The following is a 16,007-nucleotide window of genomic DNA, read 5'->3' as shown; positions in this document are numbered from 1 at the left end:
GTCCGAAGGAAGGCTTCAGGGTATCATGTCGTTAGGCGATTACGCGTCTTTCCACTTGATGCCGCAACCGATGGCTTTGGTTTCGCTCACCTGCACGGGGTTGCCCGCCAGGATGCTGTTCATGGCATCTTCCACGTATTTCTTGTTGACCGCCGCCGGATCGTTGGCATTGTCGTCGATCGTGCCGATGTACTCCACTTTGTAATCGCTACCGTATTTTTTCACGATAAAGAGGTGCGGTGTCCGCACAGCTCCGTACGCCCGGGCAATTTCCTGCGTGTTGTCCATCACGTATGCAAACGGATAGCTTTTGCTTTTCGCGACTTTCTGCATGGCCTCGAACGAATCTTTCGGCTGTTTTTCCGGATCGTTCGGGTTGATGGCGATGACCGGATAGCCTTTGGCAGCGTATTTCTGATGCAGGGCGATGATGCGCTGCTCGTACGCCTGCGCAAACGGACAAGAGTTGCACGTAAACGCCAGGATGTAACCTTTGGCTGACGAATCGCCTTTCATCGACACCATCTTGCCGTCCACGTTCTTGAGCGAAAAATCGCGGGCTTTGTCGCCCACCTCATAGCCTTGTGCAAAAGCCGCCACCGCGACGAGCATCACCAGCAGAAAACTCAGGGCAAATCTTTTCATGAGTGCAAACAGATTAAAGGTGATCGGAATTAAAGCGCTTGTTCAATCAGGGTCTCCAGTTCGCCGGGTTGCAGCATGCCCTCTTTGAACAGCCGAATATCGTCTTTTTTATTGAAAATCAACGTGGCCGGAATGCTGCCCTGCCACGAGGGCTCTACCGAATCGATCCAGGTATTGTAGTCGGGTTCGTCGAGAAGTACGATTTCAGAAGAAAGTTTTCGCTTCTCGACAAACGGAATCACTTTTTTCTCAAATTGGTTGGCGAAATCGAGGCTGACCAGCAGAAACTTAACGTTCTGGTCGGCATACTTCCGGGCGGCCGCCTCAAAGTCGGGTAATTCTTTAATGCAAGGACCGCACCACGTTGCCCAGAAGTTCACGACGTAAAGCGTATCTTCCTGCTGCTGTAAGACGCGTTCCAATTCCGCAAATTTGATGATCCGGGGCGCAGGCGCGGCCGGAGGGTGGGCCGACACGGGCGTGGTGGTACTCAGCCACCACCAGGACAGAACAAACAAAAGCATGTGCATGGCTACAAAACAAAGGATGGAAGATTTTCATTCAAAATCCGGTGCCTGCGGATACAAACGGTCGGGAGGGACGCCATGTTTTGACCCCCCGTGGGCTCCGGCACGGGAGCGTAGCGGGACATAGCGTTTGCGACTGGTACAAAAATTGGTTCTCTGTTTTCATCAAGCCTTTGAACGACGATGAAAAACCTCTTCTTTCTCCTGATGTTCCTGTGTAGCCTCAGCCCGGTCGCCGGGGCGCAACCGCAGGACCCCGCCCCGGCGCAAGTCGCACCCGCCCGCCCCTGTGCGGCGCTTACGTTTCGCACCAGCAACCGCCAGCGCATTCGCGTTTTTATCGACCGCAAGCTGATGAATCCGCGCCCGGATGTTTTTGTGAAGACAATGGGCATCGAACCGGGGCCGCATTTCGTGACGCTCGAAATTGCCGCACGCGGGGTGGTGAACCGGCAGTCGAGCCGGATTTTGTTGAGCGATGGCCAGGAAACCATTTTCGAGATTGAACACGCCGGCTGGCGCAACTACCGCATTGTGGAAGTGGGCAGTTTTGCCTTGCCACCCGACCAGCGGTGCGGAGGCTCGGCACCCGTCGCCAGTGCACCGCCCACCGCGCCGCCTGCCACACCGGCCCCTCCGGCAGAGCAGTGGCCCGACGAGCCGCTGCCGGACGACACCTCGCCCGAAGCCGCTCTGCCGCCCGAGGAACTGCCGGACGATTCGATGGACGTTCCGGTCGACGACGAGGTGCCGCTGTGTGAAAAGACGCTGACCGACCAGGCCCTGGCGTCGCTGCGCGACGAAATTGAACAAGCCGATGCCGACGAACGTAAACTGGATATCGCCATTCTGGCGGTGCGGAAGGCGGCCGTGCGGGCTACCGACGTCTGGGATCTGCTCCCCCTGTTTGCGGAAGAAGAGACGCGATTGTCATTTGCCAAATTTGCGTATCATTACACGTGTGACCCGCAGCACTACCAGGTGGTCAACCAGGGGTTCGCGTCCGAGGCTTCGGTCGAAGCACTCAATCAATACCTGGAGGAGCTGCCTACACCTGAATAACTAAAGTCGTTAAGAAGATTTCGCATGAAATCGTTTAAAAATTTTCTGTACCTCGTTTTCGCGCTTTATCTGGTGCTGAGCATTCTGCTGATTTTGTACAGCGACAGCATCCTGGGGTCGCTCAACATTGTCAACGACGTGGGGTTCTGGTCCGGCTGGCTGATGGGGGGATTGCTGCTGTTCATCGTCGAGGTGCTGGTCGAAAACGCGCACGTTTCGCAACTGCAACGGCAGGTGGCCCGTCTGCAGCGGGAAGTAAACGAAGTAAAAGCCCGTTATTACGACGACCTGGCAACTTCGCAGCGGCCGGAGCAGAAAAAGAGCCGTACCATCATTCCGGGATTTGGCCGCGACAAAGCCGCAACGCCCCCGCCTCCCGCCACCAACACCCCTCCGAAGTCTACGCAACCGCCCGAGCAGCTTCCGCCCCATCCGTACGAAGACCTCGACGACCCGGATCGCTAGGTTGCGGTTCTGTGAGCATCCCCGCATCTTTGTTGCAAAGTCGGCATGATGCATTTACAAACCATTCGGGACGAGTTGCAAGAGGCGGCGCGTGTGCTCGACGCCTTTCTGAACGATCCCACACAAGTACAGAACATTGAACAGGCCGCGGCCCTGATGGCAGAAGCCATTCGGGCGGGCGGCAAAATCATTTCGTGTGGCAACGGGGGATCGCACTGCGACGCCATGCATTTTGCCGAGGAACTTACCGGCCGGTATCGCGACGAACGCCCTTCGCTGCCCGCCATTGCCATTTCTGATGTCAGTCACCTCTCGTGCGTCAGCAACGATTACGGATTCGAGCGCGTGTTCTCCCGGTTTGTGGAAGGCATGGGCCGCCCCGGCGATGTGCTGTTCGGGCTGAGCACCAGCGGCAACTCACGCAACGTGATGCTAGCCGTGGAAGCGGCACGGGCGCAGAGAATGAAGGTGGTGTTGCTGACGGGCAAAGACGGGGGCAAGCTGGCCGGCCAGGCCGACGTCGAAATTCGGGTACCGCATTTCGGGTACGCCGACCGCATTCAGGAAGTCCACATCAAAATCATTCATATTCTGATTCTTCTGCTGGAACGGACCCTTTTCCCGTCCGCCTGATCGTTCCATTTTTTTCGGACGACGTAGGTACAAAACCGTACGGCCTGCATAATAGGAGTGAGTGGCTCATGAAAGCACCGCAGGCCGATGAAGTACGATCACTACGAAGCAGAAGATTTTGCCGCCGACGAGGCATTTACTGCCTGGGTACAGCACCCGGAACCGGAAACCGAACGGTTCTGGCAAGACTGGCTGGCGGCACATCCCGACAAACGTCCGACCGTTGCGCAGGCCGTGCAGCTGGTGCGCCGGTTGCGTTTTCAGAATCCTGTTGTCTCCGAGCCGGACGTGCAGGACGCCTGGCAGGACGTACAGGCGCAATTAGATTCCCGGCGACGGCAGCGCACGCTTTACCGAATGGCCGCCGTGATCAGCTTCCTGATTCTGAGCAGCGCCGCCACCGTGTGGGTGTTGTCGAACCAGTGGGAACGTGTCGAAACCGCCTTTGGCGAGACGCGTACGCTTGAGCTGCCCGACGGGTCGCGGGTCGTGTTGAACGCCCATTCGCAGTTACGGTATCCGGCAAGCTGGGACGCCACGGAAGACCGCGACGTGTGGTTGGAAGGCGAGGCGTTTTTCGACGTGGTGCATACAGCCAATCATCAGCCCTTTCGCGTACACACCCCCGAACTCGATATCCGTGTGCTGGGCACGTCGTTCAACGTGCGGCACCGACGTGGGAAAACGCAGGTCGCCTTGCAGCAGGGAAGCGTCCAGTTGCAACTGAATCCCGAAGTGACGCCCGCGGCGGCTGCCGACCCGATTATGCTGGTGCCCGGCGACCTGGGGCAGTTTTCGGACGCGACCCAACGGCTGGAAAAACAGCCCGTCGACGTAGCGGCGCAGGCCGCCTGGAAGCACCAATTGTTCGTATTCGACGATACGCCCCTGTCCGAGATTGCCTTGCATCTGAAAGACCAGTGGGGAGTAGACGTCGCCTTTGCCGATCCGGTCACGGAAGAGCGGCGACTGACCGGCGAAATTCAGGCTCCCTCGCTGGACGTGTTCCTCGAAAGCCTGGAAGAAGTACTCGACCTGGAGATTCAGCGGGAGCAAAACCGCCTTCTTATTCAATAAGTCATCACCCTGAAACGCGTATCCACCACCATGCGCTCACTTTTTTATGTTGTAGGGTTTCTCCTGAGCTGCCTTTCCAGCGCGGGCTGGGCGCAGCCCCTGGCGTCGTCCCGGCAGGCTCCGTCGGCCACGCCATCCCAGACGTCGGAACGTGCGCTGACGGCCGTACTCGACGAGCTGAAGGCGCGGTATCAGGTGCGGTTCATCTTTGAGACCCGCTACCTGGAAGGAAAATTTGCCGACCGGGAATTCAGCGATCAGGGCAACCTGGAAAAAAGCCTGAAGGCCCTGTTGAAACCCCACAACCTGCGGCACAAGCGCCTGCGGTCGGGCGACTACGCCATTCTGCCGACCCGTTCGCGCACGGTCGAGCCGGTGCCGTCCCGAACCGCCGGCATGGGCCCGCCCACCACGCAGCTGACGCGTGCTTCGCCCCTGACCGAATCGTCCCGGTTCGCGACCCTCGCCTTGCCGTTATCGGTGGAAATCCGGGTGACCGGACAGGTAACCGACGCGCAGGGCCAAGGCATTCCCGGCGTGAATGTGCTGCTGAAAGGTACGGCCAGCGGGACAGTGACGGATGTAGACGGAAATTATACCCTAGCCGTACCCGACGAGAGCGCCGTGCTGGTGTTTTCGTCCATCGGGTACATCACGCAGGAAATTCTCGTGGGGAACCAGACGACCCTGAACATACAACTGGCCGACAACGTGCAGGCCCTTTCGGAAGTGGTGGTAGTGGGCTACGGCACGCAGGAAAAGCAAAATGTGACGGGCGCGGTGGCGTCGATCGATCCGCAGAAGCTGAACCAGTTGCCCAACATCAGCATCGACCAGGCCTTGCAGGGACAGGCCGCGGGGGTGCAAGTTACGCAGGGAACCGGCGCGCCCGGCGACGACATTCGGGTGCGCATCCGGGGCGTGGGCAGCATCAACGATAACAGCCCGCTCTACATCATCGACGGGGTACCCACCAAGGGACCGATCAACACGTTCAACCAGCGCGACATCGAGTCGATTTCGGTATTGAAAGATGCCGCCGCGGCGTCGATCTACGGTGCCCGAGCTGCCAACGGCGTCGTGATCATCACTACCAAATCGGGCAAGAGTGGCAAAACCACGTTCAACCTCGACAGCTACTACGGTTGGCAGGAGGCGTATCGCCTTCCCAAACTCCTCAATACGCCCCAGTACGTCGAAATCCGGAACGAGGCCATCGCCAACACCAACGCCCAGCGGGCCGCAAACGGGCAGGGGCCCCTGGCCATCAGTCCGTTTACCGGCAACGCCGATTCCTTACCCAACACCGACTGGCTCGATGCGCTGTTTCGCGTTGCGCCCATCCAGAGTTACAACCTGTCGGCCAGCGGCGGCAGCGAGCGCATCCGTTTCTACCTCGCCGGAAATTACTTTAATCAGGAGGGCATCATCCCGAATTCCGGGTTCGAGCGGTATTCGTTCCGCTCCAACGTCAACGCGGACCTCAGCAAACAGGTGAAAGTAGGTACCAACCTGACGCTGACCTACTCGAAGAAAGACGTCGTGGGCAGTTCGGGCGATGGGGGGGGGGGCAACGGCGGGGGCATTATCCGGTACGCGCTGTTGCGGGCGCCGGCCATTCCGCTCCGGAACGCAAACGGAGAATACAGCGATCTTCCCGCCGACCAGTCGTTTTTCGGCGATGGTTACAATCCGGTGGGGCTGTCCGAGAAAACGGACAACAAAGAGCGGCGCTACCGCCTGTTCGGCAACCTCTATGCCGAGTGGGAAATCATAAAAGACCTGAAGTTCCGTTCGGACGGGGGCATCGATTTTCTGACGGGTGAAGACAAACGCTTCAACGAGCAGTGGGGCAATTTCGGGCGCATCAATAATCCCAATTCCCTTAGCCTGACCGACCTGCGCACAGCGACGATGAACTGGACCAACACGCTGTCGTACAGCCGTTACTTTGGCGAGCGGCACTACGCCACGGCGGTGATCGGAACGGAAGCCATCCAAAACCAGAGCCATTTTACCAACGCTTCGCGCAGCAACTTTCCTGACCAGCGTCCCAACTTCCGCTACCTCTCGCGGGGGCTGAGCCAGATTCAGAACTCGGAGACGGCCTACGACTGGGCGCTGTTTTCCTTGTTTGCGCGGGCCACGTACGAATACGGCAATCGCTATCTGCTGACCGCCAACCTCCGTCGCGACGGCTCTTCGCGGTTCGGGCGTAACCAACGCTACGGCATTTTTCCGTCGGTCTCGGTGGGATGGCGCCTGTCGAACGAGGCCTTCCTGAGCGACGTCGCCTGGCTTTCGAACCTGAAGTTGCGGGCCGGGTGGGGGCAACTGGGCAACGACCAGATTCCCGACTACTATCCGTCGTCGCTCGTCGACGAGACGGTGGGTTACACCTTCGGCAATCCGCAACAGGCCGTGCGGAGCTATGCGGTGGTGGCGCGTGGCGACGCCAACCGGAAGTGGGAAACCTCCGCTACTACGAACGTAGGGCTGGACGTAAGCCTGTGGAAAGATCGCCTTTCGTTTACCGCCGACTACTTCATCCGCCGCACGTCCGACATGCTGGTGCCGGTGCCGTTGCCGCTGGCGGCCGGGAAAGCAAGCGCTCCTTACGTCAACGCCGGCGACGTGGAGAACCGGGGATTGGAACTGTCGCTGGGGTACCAGAGCAACGACGGGCCGTTTACATGGAGTGTCGACGCCAACTTCACAACGATTCATAACGAAGTGCTTTCGCTGGGTAGCGGCGAGCCGATTTCCGGCGGGCTGAGCAACAGCCAGACGCCTCCGCTGACCCGCACCGAGCCGGGTTACCCGATCGGCTCGTTTTACCTGTACGTCGCCGATGGCCTCTTTCAGGACCAGAGCGAAATCGATGCGCATGCCTTTCAGGCGGCCGGGACGGCACCTGGCGACATCCGCTTCCGCGATCTCAACGACGACGGTGTGATCGACGGAGCCGACCGGATGCACATCGGCAGCCCGTTTCCGGACTTTAGTTACGGACTCACCGCCACGGCGGGCTTCCGGGGGTTCGATTTGCGGGCGTTTGTGCAGGGCGTGCAGGGCAATGATCTCTACAACTACGCCGGGCGGATCAGCGAAGACGCCTCCCGCCCCTTCAACTCGTCGGCCGAAATTCTGGAACGGTGGACCGGCCCCGGCACCAGCAACTCGATGCCGCGCGTTGTGCTGGTGGATGAAAACAACAACACCCGCAACTCGACGCGGTTTCTGGAAGACGGCTCGTACCTGCGCCTGAAAAACGTGACGCTGGGCTACACGTTGCCGGCCTCCTGGCTCGAAGCGGCGCACCTTTCGCAAACCCGTGTCTACTTCAGTGTGCAGAACGCGTTCACGCTCACGAACTATCCGGGGCTGGACCCCGAGATGGGCACCAACGACAACGACCGGGGACAGAACGATCTGGCGGTGGGCATCGACTGGGGTACCTATCCGCAACCTCGCATCTACACCCTGGGCCTTAACCTCTCTTTCTAACCGTGATGCCGATGAAGACGCTCCCCTCGCTTGCCTGCTGCCTCACGCTCGTTCTGCTGTCGGCCTGTGGCGAAAATTTTCTGGACCGCGACCGCATCGGTCAGTCGGACGAAAACCTGTTTTACCAGTCGGAATCGGACGCGATGCTGGCGGTCAACGCCGCGTATTCGCGCCTCAACTTCACGCAACAGAACAACAACCGCATGTGGGTGTTCGGCGATGTGGTGTCGGACGATGCCATCAAAGGCGGGGATGCGACGCAGGCCGACATCCTGCTGCTGGACAACTTCAGCATCTTTCCCGACAACGAAAACCTCGTGATCCAGTGGTCGCTCTACTTTGACGGCATTAACAACTGCAACCTGGTGCTCGACAAGGTGCCGTCCATCGCGATGGACGAAGGGCTGAAAGCGCGCCTTTTGGGCGAGGCACATTTCCTGCGGGCGTATTATTACTTCGAGCTGACCAAGCTGTTCGGGCCGTTGCCGCTGTACACCACGGTGCTGGACCCCGGCCAACTGCGCATTCCGCGTGCGACGCAGGCAGCAACGTGGGCATTGATTGAACAGGATGCCACCGCGGCGGCGCAGGTATTACCGGTGGCGTACAGCGGGGCCGACGTGGGACGCGCGACACAAGGGGCCGCGCTGGCACTCTTGGCGAAAGCGTACCTGTTTCAGCGAAAATGGCAGGAAGTGCTGACCACCGTTGAGCAGATCAAAGCGCTGGGTGTGTACGACCTGATGCCCGACTACCAGGACAACTTCCGGGTTGCCACAGAAAACAACCGGGAGTCGGTGTGGGAAATTCAGCACGTCAGCAAAGCGGTGCCGCCGCAGGGCAACTACCTGAACCAGTTTCTGGCCCCGCGTTTTTACGGCGGGGGCTACGGCTTCAACCTGCCCACGCAAAACTTTGTCGATGTCTTCGAAGCGGGCGATCCGCGCCTGGACTTTACGGTGGGGCGTGCCGGGAACGACTTTTTCGGCGAACCCTACCCGAGCAATAAGCTGTACTCGGTTACGGGCTACACCGCCAAAAAATACCTTGAACCGCAGAGCCGCAACGCCGACCGTCCCATTGCCGATGGCGACCTGAATTACCGCGCCATCCGCTTTGCCGACGTGCTGCTGTGGGAGGCCGAAGCCCAGGCCGAGCTGGGAAACGCCGCCGCCGCCGAAGTGCCACTGGAGCGAGTCCGGGCCCGCGCCCGCGCACAGGCGAGCGATCCGTCGGCCCTGCCTCCGGTGCAGGGGCTTTCGCAGGCCGACATGGTTCAGGCGATCCGCCACGAGCGGCGGGTAGAACTGGGGTTTGAGATGCACCGCTACTTCGACCTGACCCGCTGGGGCGTGGCTGCCGAGGTGATGCACGCGGCGGGCGAAGCCGGATTTCAGGAGAACAAACACGAGCTGTTTCCCATTCCGCAGACCGAACAGGACCTGAACGCGCAGCTCACCCAGAACCCCGGCTACGGCGATTAACTTTTTCTCAATCCTAACGCACACACGGTTGCCCTTACGTACCACCCTTCTGCTTCTACTGATCGCACTGCCCGTCTGGGGACAGCAGATCGCCATTCCGCGCATCGACCAAATGCCCGACCAACCGACGCCCTACCTGATGCGCGACTGGGCTCGTGTGGCGCGTGGCTACGACTCCCTGGTGTTTGATTTCTCGCGGACGGGTGCGTACCTGCCGCTGATCGAACGGGACGAGACGCCGGTCAACTATCCCGACCAGCCTTCGTTCGGACTGCACACGGTGGTCGGAACGCCTTACCCCGACAACCACGAAGGCATCAATGCGCTGCCCGCCCTGATCGGCGCGACGCTGGTGGGCCTCGACAAAAGCAACCAGTACGGAGAAAACTGGGTGGTGCAGGCGCGCGAGTGGTTCAACCGCCGCCCGGGCGAAAACGTGTACCTGAACGGTAAAGTGACGAGTAGCGGCAACGACTGGTGGTACGACGTGATGCCGAACGTGTTTTTCTACCAACTCTACGACCTCTATCCCAACACGCCGGCGTTTGCGACCCAACTCACCACCGTGGCAGATCGTTGGCTCGAAGCCGTCGAAACCATGGGCGGGCAGGAAGCGCCCTGGCAACAGCCGAACATGAACTACCGGGCCTGGCGACTGGCTTCCATGACGCCATTGACCTCCGGAGTGATCGAGCCGGAAGCGGCGGGCGCGCTGGGCTGGCTTTTGTACAACGCCTACGTGGAAACGGGTGAAGAGCGCTACCGCAAAGGGGCGGAGTGGTGCCTGGAGTTTCTGTCAGGACTCACGAACAACCCTTCGTACGAACTGCAACTGCCCTATGGGGTTTACGCCGCCGCGCGCATGAACGCCGAGCTCGGAACGGCGTACGACGTGGAGAAACTGATGAACTGGTGTTTCAACGTTGGGCCGTTGCGGAGCTGGGGAGCGATTACCGGCACGTGGGGCGGCTACGAGGTGTCGGGGCTGATCGGGGAGGTCAGCAGCAACGACTACGCCTTCGCCATGAACGGCTACGAACAGGCCGGGGCGCTGGTGCCGCTGGTGCGCTACGACGACCGCTTTGCGCGGGCCATCGGGAAGTGGATGTTGAACCTGGCGAACGCCTCCCGCCTGTTTTATGCGCCGTACCTGCCCGCCGAACAGCAGGACAATGAAGACTGGGCGCAGCAGTACGACCCGAAGGGCTACATCGGCTACGAGGCCATCCGCCGCCAGAAAAACGGACAATCGCCCTACGCCACCGGCGATGCGATGGACGGCGGCTGGGGCGCGACCAACCTGACACTCTACGGTTCGTCGCACGTGGGCATTCTGGGCGGTATTGTCGACACCACGGAGGTGCCCATGATTCTGCGGCTGGATGCGCGCAGAACCGACTATTTCCAGAAAGACGCCTACCCGACGTACCTGTATTACAACCCCTACACAACGGCGCAGACGGTATCGATCGACGTAGGCGCAGGTCAATACCGTCTCTACGACGCAGTGAGCAACCAGTTTGTGGTCGAGAACGCCTCGGGCATGACGGCGCTCCCGCTTCCGGCCAATGCCGCCGTGGTGCTGGTGGTGGTGCCGGGCACCGGAACCGAAACCGTCGTGGGCCACCGGCGGCTTGTCAACGGCATCGTGATCGACTACCAGAATGGCGAATCGGTTGCAAACGTGCCACCCCGCATCAAAGCGCTGGCCAGTGCCGACTCGGTGGTAGCGCAGGGAGACAGTGCGCTGTTTTACTGCACCGCCGAAGACCAGGACGGCGATTCGTTGACCTACACATGGTCGGCCACAGGCGGCACGTTTCAGGGAAGCGGTGCCGCCGTGGCGTGGATCGCACCCGATACGTCCGGGACGTTTACCCTGACCTGCACCGTTTCGGACGGGCAAGGCGGCACCGCCACGGCACAGGACACCATTCGGGTGGTGCCCTACATCAGCTACGCCCCGGTGATCACCCGCCTCCACGCCCTTCCGCGCAAAATCGGGACGGGCGCGTCGGCCACGCTGATCTGCGAAGCAACCGACCTGAACCCGAGCGACACCTTGACTTTTACGTGGTCGGCTCCGGAGGGCACTTTCGCGGGGAGTGGCGATACGGTGACGTGGACCGCCCCCGCGACGCCCGGCAACTACGTGCTTACCTGCTTTGTGGACGACGGCTACGGGAATACTGTGGCCGATAGCCTGGACGTGATGGTCCGCGATCTGTCCGCCACTCCGACAGGAAATCTGGTGGCCTGGTATCTATTCAACGGAAACGCCGACGACGCCAGTGGCTACGGGAACGACGGCACGGTGAGCGGCCCACGCCTGACCGACGACCGTTTCGGCAACACACAGCAGGCCTACTTCTTCGACGGGATTAACGACGTGATCACCGTACCGAGCAGCGAAAGCCTCAACTTCCAGGACGCCATTACGGTCAGTTTCTGGATGCGCCTCGACCGTTTTTACGACCGGGAGATGCACCCGATTTCGCACGGAAGCTGGCAGAACCGCTGGAAAACGTCGATTGGAGCCAACCGCCTGCGCTGGACGGTCAAAACCTCGATGACGACGAAAGACCTTGATTCGGAAGATTCACTGGACCTCAGTCGCTGGTACCACGTGGTTACCACCTACGACGGGGCCGATTACGAAATCTGGCTCGATGGCGAACTGAATGCTTTCACCGCCGTGACGGGCGAAATCCTGACGACGCCCCTCAGCCTGACCATCGGGCAAGTGCTGCCTGGCGAAAGCGGCTTCAACTTCCGGGGGGCGTTGGACGACATCCGGATTTATAACTACGCATTGTCGCCCGACGCCATCGTGGCGTTGAACCTGGATTCGACCATTACCAGTGCGGAAGGCGGGCCGAACTTCGACGGGTATCAACTCGCCGGTCCGGTGCCCAACCCCGTCCTGCACGAGGCCAGTGTCCAATTCCAGTTGCCCCAGCGGCAGCACATCACCCTGAACCTCTACAACGCGGTGGGCGCCGAAGTCGCGACGCTGGTCGACGGCTGGTACGAGCGCGGAACCCACACCCTGCGCTGGCGACCGAACGCCCTGCCGGGTGGCCTTTATTTCTATCGCCTGGAAACCGCCGGGGGCTTTGCTGCCACCCGAAAAGTTCTTTTACAGAAACCCTAATCCTTTACTTATTTCCACACATCTACAACACCATGAAAAAGCTTTTCTTCTTTTGTCTGGCCGCCCTTGTCAGTGGCATGGCCTTCGCCCAAATGCCCGTGGCGATTTATCCGCTCGATGGTGACGCCATGGACGTCAGCGGCAACGGTTTTGACGGCACCGTCGCCGGCGCGACTCCTACCATAAACCGTTTCGGCACGGAAAACAGCGCTTACCTGTTCGACGGCGACATGGACTCGATTGTCGTTTCAAATGCAAGTAACGCGTTGGCGATGATGAACTCAGAATACACGTCGATCAGCTTCTGGATCAAAGTAAATTCATTTGTCACCGCCGATGAAAACTACATCATAAGCTTTGGTGGCTGGCAAGAACGCCTGAAGATCTCTTTGCCTGCCCACAGGAGAATTGTCTGGTCGACGAGGACAAGCACGGGCAATGCCGATATGGATGCGACTGATCCGTATGTATTAGACTCAACTGATTTTCACCATGTGGTGATGGTGCATGGCATTGATACTAATTTTATCTATATGGATGGAGAACGTGCACACTTTATCACGACGGAAAACAATCCTAACGTAGCCGGTGGCTTGCTGGTCACCAGTGCTGACTTTGTGATCGGTAGTGATGCAATGGAAGGAGAGCGTTATTTCAAAGGCGTACTGGACGACATCATGGTGTACAACTACGCCATTTCGGCAGCGATGGTCGACAGCATCTATACGGCACAAAGCGACGGGCCGCTGACCAGCATCCAGACGGACCGCTTTGCGACTTACCTGACAACGGTTTTCCCGAATCCGGTGCGCGACGTGGTGATGTTGCGCCCCAATTTCGATGGCGTAAAACAGGCTCGTCTCGACGTGTACGACATGCTCGGCCGGCAGATGCAGTCGGTTGACCTGACTTCTCAGATGCGCAGCGACCTGATTCGTCTGGACGTCAGTACCCTGCGCGCCGGACAGTATCTGATGAAACTTTCGGTAGACGGCGAGCCGATGGGCGCTTACAAATTGTTGAAGCAATAAGCGGGCAGATTACGTTTGGCTCCTACTGCTTGCTCCGCAAAACCTCGCTGGCTACGGCGAGGTTTTCTTTTTTTGAGCCAGCACCGGTTCAGTGGCGGTGAAAGAGACGTGGCACTTTTACCGAGCGGTCGTCAAGGTTAAAAGTAGTACGTCTAGTCTCGTTTCTTCCTCAAAGCGCGATGCCCGTGGTGGTGTCGAAAAAGTAGAGCCGATGGGGGCGAATGTCGAGCAGCAGGGTTTCCCCAGTCTGCGGAACGGAAGCGCCCGGAATGCGTGCCACGAGCGGTTGTCCGGCAAGGGTAAAATAAAGGTACGTTTCGCTGCCCAACGGCTCCACCACGTCGGCACGGGTACGGAGGGTAGCGGTGGCGTCGTCGGCGTAGCGCACGTCTTCGGGACGGAAGCCCAGCGTAAGGGGTTTGCCGAGGTAGTGGGCCACGCGCTCGGCTTCTGCATCGCGCAGGGGCAGAGACCAGTCGCCCGTCTGGGCTACAAAGCGCAACCCTTCGTGTCGTTCGAGGGTACCTTCCACGAAGTTCATGGACGGGCTGCCGATAAAACCCGCCACAAATTTGTTGACCGGATGGTGGTAGAGCTGCAAGGGCGTGTCGACCTGTTGCAAAACCCCGCCGGAAAGCACCGCAATGCGGTCGCCCATCGTCATGGCTTCGGTCTGGTCGTGGGTAACGTACAGCATCGTGGCCGAGAGCTGGCGGTGCAAGCGGGCGATTTCGGTGCGCATCCGCACGCGCAGTTCGGCGTCGAGGTTGCTGAGGGGCTCGTCGAACAGAAATACGGCCGGCCGTCGGACAATGGCGCGGCCCAGCGCGACCCGCTGCCGTTGCCCTCCCGAAAGCGCCTTGGGTCGCCGTTCCAGCAACGTCTCCAACCCCACGATGCGGGCCGCCTCTTCTACCCGCTGCCGAATGTCCTGTTTCGAAAAACCCCGCAGTTTCAGGCCGAAAGCCATGTTTTCGCGAACGGTCATGTGCGGATAAAGCGCGTAATTCTGAAACACCATCGCGATGTCGCGGTCTTTGGGCGGTACGTCGTTCACCCGCCGTTCCCCAATGTACAAGTCGCCTGCGCTGATGTCTTCCAGTCCGGCCACCATGCGCAGGGTAGTGGATTTGCCGCAGCCGGAAGGGCCGACCAGTACCATAAACTCCTCGTTCCGGATGGTAAGGTTGACGCGGCTGACGGCTTCGGTGCCGTCGGCGTAGCGTTTGACGACATCGATCAGTTTGACTTCGGCCATGGTGGTGGAATATGCGAAAAAGCGTGTTACGTCAGTTCGAAATACGATTGAGGAATGTGCGTGATGCGGCAGCAAAGGTCCAGCTCGCCCGAGGCCACCACCAACACGTCGTTGTGCGGCGCTATGCCCGTCGAGAAGACCACGTCCGTCAGGTAAATCCCTTCGGTCTGGTCGGCAGTCAGTTCCGGGCGGGCTTCCAGGAGGGGCTGCGGTTCCAGGTGCAGAAAGTGGTGCGGGTCGTTAGCGTCGAGCATCGCCCAGAACGTACGGTAAATGCCCACCAGGCCGCGTCGTTCTACGCCGTGGAACAGCATCAGCCAGCCTTGCGGGGTTTTGAGCGGGGGTGTGCCGCCGCCGAGCCGTTCGGAGATGAGCGAGCCCAGCTGAGGGCGTAGAAACGGATGGTCCGTCGGTTTCCAGTGCAGCAGGTCCGGCGATTGCGCCAGGCTGATGGTTGGCCCGGGAAACGTCGGGCGGTCGGGGGGCGGGGCGAAGTAGACGCTGCCCATCGGGCGCGTCAGGGCATAGTAGAGGTCACCGATCCGTTCCGGGAACAACAGCATGTCTTTGTTCTGGTGATCGAGGATGATGCCTTCCAGCGTCCAGTCAAGGCCGTTGTCCGACGTGTAGAGCGTCGTGCAGAGGCGTTCGGAGCTCACCGAACAGGTGGTCATGTAATACCGCTCCCCGATACGGGTGATGCGCGGATCTTCCACACCGTATTCCTGGTAAGTCGTGCGCGGCTGAATGAGTTTCTCGTAGTGCACGTCGAGGACCTGCAACCCGTCGGGCGACAGCTCGACCGGCAGCAGCCACGAAACCGAGGTCAGGCTCAGCACCGGCGCGTGTTCAAACTTTTTGAGGCGGTAAACGCGCGGATCGCTCGTGTCGATTTCTTCCGTAGGGTACTCGTCTAGCACGTAGCCTTGCTCGGTCGTCCAGCGGATGGCGCGGATCTTTCCCCCTTGCTCCGGTACCTGCAAGGCCTCCGCCACGCGGACCATCAGAAGCAGGTTGTCGTTCGGCAGGCGGGTCAGGGCGGGGTTGAAAGCCCCGAGTACGTGGGTAGGTTCGCCGAGGTGTCGTCCGATGGGCAACCAGGCCGGATCGACGTCGCGCGGGCTGAAAATCAACTGATCGGTTTCAAACTGCATAGGTAAGTAC

12 protein-coding genes are annotated in these 16,007 nt (G+C 59.8%); 8 read left to right on the top strand and 4 right to left on the bottom strand.

Annotated elements, in window-relative coordinates; all coding sequences use genetic code 11:
* Window positions 1-39 precede the first annotated feature (39 nt).
* Window positions 40-645, bottom strand: a complete 606-nt coding sequence (locus BLR44_RS09200; protein WP_089681404.1) for a thioredoxin family protein — start codon at window positions 643-645, stop codon at window positions 40-42.
* A gap of 29 nt (window positions 646-674) precedes the next feature.
* Window positions 675-1,169 (bottom strand): TlpA family protein disulfide reductase, encoded by a 495-nt coding sequence (locus BLR44_RS09195; protein WP_089681763.1) that lies wholly within the window; start codon window positions 1,167-1,169, stop codon window positions 675-677.
* Between the two features lie 186 nt (window positions 1,170-1,355).
* Between BLR44_RS09195 and BLR44_RS09190 the strand changes: the two genes are divergently transcribed.
* The 8 genes from BLR44_RS09190 to BLR44_RS09155 all read left to right on the top strand — a co-directional run bounded on the left by BLR44_RS09190 (window position 1,356) and on the right by BLR44_RS09155 (window position 13,585).
* Window positions 1,356-2,234: a DUF4476 domain-containing protein gene (locus BLR44_RS09190; protein WP_089681403.1), complete on the top strand. Its 879-nt coding sequence runs from the start codon at window positions 1,356-1,358 to the stop codon at window positions 2,232-2,234.
* A gap of 24 nt (window positions 2,235-2,258) precedes the next feature.
* Window positions 2,259-2,699, top strand: a complete 441-nt coding sequence (locus BLR44_RS09185) for a hypothetical protein (RefSeq protein ID WP_089681402.1) — start codon at window positions 2,259-2,261, stop codon at window positions 2,697-2,699.
* Window positions 2,700-2,744: 45 nt separating this feature from the next.
* Window positions 2,745-3,332: a D-sedoheptulose 7-phosphate isomerase gene (lpcA, locus tag BLR44_RS09180; RefSeq protein ID WP_218127044.1), complete on the top strand. Its 588-nt coding sequence runs from the start codon at window positions 2,745-2,747 to the stop codon at window positions 3,330-3,332.
* Window positions 3,333-3,419: 87 nt separating this feature from the next.
* Complete coding sequence (locus tag BLR44_RS09175; RefSeq protein WP_089681400.1) at window positions 3,420-4,409, top strand: FecR family protein; 990 nt, start codon at window positions 3,420-3,422, stop codon at window positions 4,407-4,409.
* Between the two features lie 30 nt (window positions 4,410-4,439).
* A complete protein-coding gene (locus BLR44_RS09170; RefSeq protein WP_089681399.1) occupies window positions 4,440-7,916 on the top strand; it encodes a SusC/RagA family TonB-linked outer membrane protein in 3,477 nt (1,158 codons plus the stop codon).
* Window positions 7,917-7,927: 11 nt separating this feature from the next.
* On the top strand, window positions 7,928-9,400 hold the full coding sequence (locus BLR44_RS09165; protein WP_089681762.1) for a RagB/SusD family nutrient uptake outer membrane protein: 1,473 nt from the start codon (window positions 7,928-7,930) through the stop codon (window positions 9,398-9,400).
* A 28-nt stretch (window positions 9,401-9,428) separates the two neighbouring features.
* Window positions 9,429-12,554 carry a LamG domain-containing protein gene (locus BLR44_RS09160; protein ID WP_089681398.1) on the top strand — a complete coding sequence of 1,042 codons (3,126 nt, stop codon included), beginning with the start codon at window positions 9,429-9,431 and terminating at the stop codon, window positions 12,552-12,554.
* Window positions 12,555-12,586: 32 nt separating this feature from the next.
* Window positions 12,587-13,585, top strand: a complete 999-nt coding sequence (locus tag BLR44_RS09155; protein WP_089681397.1) for a LamG-like jellyroll fold domain-containing protein — start codon at window positions 12,587-12,589, stop codon at window positions 13,583-13,585.
* A gap of 169 nt (window positions 13,586-13,754) precedes the next feature.
* Here the strand turns inward: BLR44_RS09155 and BLR44_RS09150 are convergent, their stop codons facing one another.
* Both BLR44_RS09150 and BLR44_RS09145 read right to left on the bottom strand, forming a co-directional pair.
* Entirely contained in the window at window positions 13,755-14,843 is a 1,089-nt protein-coding gene (locus BLR44_RS09150; RefSeq protein WP_089681396.1) for an ABC transporter ATP-binding protein, read from the bottom strand.
* Between the two features lie 26 nt (window positions 14,844-14,869).
* Window positions 14,870-15,997, bottom strand: a complete 1,128-nt coding sequence (locus tag BLR44_RS09145) for a glycoside hydrolase family 130 protein (protein ID WP_089681395.1) — start codon at window positions 15,995-15,997, stop codon at window positions 14,870-14,872.
* Window positions 15,998-16,007 lie beyond the last annotated feature (10 nt).

This window comes from Catalinimonas alkaloidigena (genome assembly GCF_900100765.1).
Classification (GTDB): Bacteria; Bacteroidota; Bacteroidia; order Cytophagales; family Flexibacteraceae; genus Mooreia; species Mooreia alkaloidigena.
This window is presented reverse-complemented; position numbering and strand designations above follow the sequence as displayed.

Bases quoted from the DNA above. Each gene is read 5' to 3' on its own strand.
- BLR44_RS09190 (WP_089681403.1), top strand. From the start codon at position 1,356: ATGAAAAACCTCTTCTTTCTCCTGATGTTCCTGTGTAGCCTCAGCCCG.
- BLR44_RS09155 (WP_089681397.1), top strand. From the start codon at position 12,587: ATGAAAAAGCTTTTCTTCTTTTGTCTGGCCGCCCTTGTCAGTGGCATG.
- BLR44_RS09170 (WP_089681399.1), top strand. From the start codon at position 4,440: ATGCGCTCACTTTTTTATGTTGTAGGGTTTCTCCTGAGCTGCCTTTCC.
- BLR44_RS09195 (WP_089681763.1), bottom strand. From the start codon at position 1,169: ATGCTTTTGTTTGTTCTGTCCTGGTGGTGGCTGAGTACCACCACGCCC.
- lpcA (WP_218127044.1), top strand. From the start codon at position 2,745: ATGATGCATTTACAAACCATTCGGGACGAGTTGCAAGAGGCGGCGCGT.
- BLR44_RS09200 (WP_089681404.1), bottom strand. From the start codon at position 645: ATGAAAAGATTTGCCCTGAGTTTTCTGCTGGTGATGCTCGTCGCGGTG.
- BLR44_RS09150 (WP_089681396.1), bottom strand. From the start codon at position 14,843: ATGGCCGAAGTCAAACTGATCGATGTCGTCAAACGCTACGCCGACGGC.
- BLR44_RS09165 (WP_089681762.1), top strand. From the start codon at position 7,928: ATGAAGACGCTCCCCTCGCTTGCCTGCTGCCTCACGCTCGTTCTGCTG.
- BLR44_RS09145 (WP_089681395.1), bottom strand. From the start codon at position 15,997: ATGCAGTTTGAAACCGATCAGTTGATTTTCAGCCCGCGCGACGTCGAT.
- BLR44_RS09175 (WP_089681400.1), top strand. From the start codon at position 3,420: ATGAAGTACGATCACTACGAAGCAGAAGATTTTGCCGCCGACGAGGCA.
- BLR44_RS09185 (WP_089681402.1), top strand. From the start codon at position 2,259: ATGAAATCGTTTAAAAATTTTCTGTACCTCGTTTTCGCGCTTTATCTG.